The organism is Kocuria palustris (genome assembly GCF_007666205.1).
GTDB lineage: Bacteria > Actinomycetota > Actinomycetes > Actinomycetales > Micrococcaceae > Kocuria > Kocuria palustris_A.
Genome location: NZ_VDOR01000034.1, coordinates 1 through 2416, shown reverse-complemented (window position 1 = coordinate 2416; position 2416 = coordinate 1). Strand labels below are relative to the sequence as shown.

Below are 2416 nucleotides of genomic sequence, written 5' to 3'. Positions count from 1 at the left end.
GATCATCCCCCGGCCTCACGCGTCCCGGCCCCTGCCAATAACGTCATGCCCTCTTACAGCTAGGGACTCGCCCTGGCCGCGTGTGGAAACTCTCGCGTAGCCGATAATCATGTGGTCAGCTCCCACCCTGCGATGTGTGCGACCCGCGTTCCGGTCGCAGCCTCAATTCCTGGCACGGCGAAGCGCAGCGCAACAAGCACGGGCGAACCGTCAAGCACCACTCCCCAAGCGTCCGCACGGCTCGGGTGGCGGCGGGTGTGGGCAATGAGCGCACCACTCGGGGCGACTATGACTCCCACATCCCGTGGCGGGCCACTGGCTGCCCACTGCTCGAGCGGGCACGGATCGGCCTCGGTGAACCCGGCTGCGGCCAATGTCTCGAGCGCCCTCCTATGCGGAAGCGTGGACGGCGCTCCATCTGATTCGTGCACGGTCGTCACCCACGCCTGGTGTAGAACCAAGCTGTGTACCGCGTGCTGGATGGTCTGACGGGTGCTCTTGCGCCAGGAATGGACAATGCCGCGTGTGGGTCAAGTACGTTGAAGCCCGCGCTTGCGTAGAACCGGGACATGCGCGGCTCACAACCGCCGTAGATCATGTGCGGACGGTGGCCGCTCTGAGCTAGGTACGGTTCGACCATGCGCAGAGTCAGGAACCCAACTCCGCTTCCACTGTGCTCAGGTGCCGTCGCCAGAGCGATGACGGAGGCCACTTCGTAACCGTCAAAGTTGGCTGCTCCTACGACTGCTGCTGCCGCGACGGTGCTGTGCGAGTCGAGGGCGATCACCGCCCCGGTCTTCGGTTCAAGAGTCCAGTCCGCCGATACCGCGACTCGGCTACGGATCAGATCGGTGAGCTGGTCGAGATGATCCGTGTTGGTCTGATCGAGAGCCTGCCAGGTGTACCCACGCTGCACGAGTTCTCGGGCCGTTTTGAGATGACGGGTCTTGACTTCTTCATGCGATCGGGCTTGCTGCATGGTGGCCTTCCTTGGAGTCAGAATCGGTCGTTTGAGCTACCTGTCTGCGGCCATGTCCTTCCTCACGTCTAGTGTCGGGGGCATGAATTGGGAACCAGTCCTCGAAGCAGTCGGTCAAGCGGTCAACGGTCGGAGCGAAGCCGCCAAGGCGGCTCTCGAGAAGTGCTGGGATGAGGTGGTCGAAGAAGACCATGCCCAACGGTGCGTGTTGGCGCACTACCTGGCCGACCAGCAGGAGAATCTTCAGAGTGAGACTCATTGGGACGAGCAAGCCTTGACGGAGTTCACACACCTCCAAGACGGTGACCTCGCAGCCATCGGAGTTCCCTCGACAGGGGGATTCGCTCCGAGCTTGCACCTTAACCTTGGTGATGATTACCTGCGCGCTGGGCGCGTCAAAGACGCCGAAGATCAGGTTGTACGGGCGCAGCAATCTGTGGCACGACTGCCCGAGCAGGGGTATGGCGCGATGATTCGGGACGGTGTTCGTCGCCTCCAAGGACGTGTCGAGGCGGCGAACGCGGCGCTGTAGCTCAAACGGTCGTTTGTGGCGCGGCTCGGGCTGCCGGTCGGCGGTCGCGTGTAGATGTGATGGCTTGGTGGCGGGCTTCTGTGATCGCTCAGTGGCGGTGAACACGCGGGCAGTTGTAGCCCGTGGTGCGGCGCAACTCGCGATAGATGGTGGTGCGAGAGACGTTGAACAGCTCCGCGAACTCGGCTTGGGTGCGCGCGCCACCGCCTACGGCTCACCCTAGGCGGCCTGTGCATCGATGTAGTCATGCCAGTTGCGCATCGGCAGAGGAATCGGAGACGAACGCTCATCGTCGTGCACCGGTAGCATCAGGCGGGTGACCAGAACCCCGGACCTCCGCAAACCCGTCGACGACTACCTCGAGGCGCAGCAGCGCGTCATCGACCACTGGTGGGCGATCCAGGCGCAGGCGGATGTGCTCGGCCCATCCGCACTGCATGCCACCTCTGAGGCCACGTTGAGCGCCTGCGCCACCAACTGGGAGTCGTTCCGGACCGACTGGCATATACGAGCCATTGCCTGCGACGCGACCCAGTTCCGCGCCTGGGTGACCAAACGCGTGGTCGACGCCGCCGCGAAGTCTGACGAGAAGGTCAAGGCCCTGATCAAGGGCATACAGGACGATCCCGAGGGCCGCTTCGAAGTCGCGCTGCCCAAGCACCCGACGATGGAGCGGGTCGCCGGAATGCTCGACCCCAACGACTACAACCTCACCTTCAAGGACAAGAAGTCCTCGGACGCCAAGGCGGAGAATCACCTAGTACCGAGCCTGGCTAAGCTACCGAAGTCGCTGGACTACTTGGACTGGAATGTCCTCTCGCTCATGGTCGCCACCCGCAACGCCAGGGACTGCCGCACGGATAGGTGACATCTGATCTGGCTTGCCCGGAGGGCGGCCTGGAAGG

3 protein-coding genes are annotated in these 2416 nt (G+C 63.3%); 1 reads left to right on the top strand and 2 read right to left on the bottom strand.

Annotation, left to right across the window (positions count from 1 at the left end; genetic code table 11):
- Window positions 1–436 precede the first annotated feature (436 nt).
- Together FSY66_RS12360 and FSY66_RS12355 are read right to left on the bottom strand one after the other, a co-directional pair.
- Window positions 437–979, bottom strand: a complete 543-nt coding sequence (locus FSY66_RS12360; protein ID WP_144795383.1) for a hypothetical protein — start codon at window positions 977–979, stop codon at window positions 437–439.
- Window positions 957–1616: a hypothetical protein gene (locus FSY66_RS12355; RefSeq protein ID WP_144795381.1), complete on the bottom strand. Its 660-nt coding sequence runs from the start codon at window positions 1614–1616 to the stop codon at window positions 957–959. The genes FSY66_RS12360 and FSY66_RS12355 overlap by 23 nt, the downstream gene beginning before the upstream one ends.
- Window positions 1617–1827: 211 nt before the next feature.
- Here FSY66_RS12355 and FSY66_RS12350 point away from each other — a divergent pair, with 211 nt between their 5' ends.
- Window positions 1828–2379 (top strand): hypothetical protein, encoded by a 552-nt coding sequence (locus FSY66_RS12350; RefSeq protein ID WP_144795379.1) that lies wholly within the window; start codon window positions 1828–1830, stop codon window positions 2377–2379.
- Window positions 2380–2416 lie beyond the last annotated feature (37 nt).

What these genes read in the sequence shown, in the direction of transcription:
- FSY66_RS12360 (WP_144795383.1), bottom strand. Translation starts at nt 979, where the DNA reads ATGCAGCAAGCCCGATCGCATGAAGAAGTCAAGACCCGTCATCTCAAA.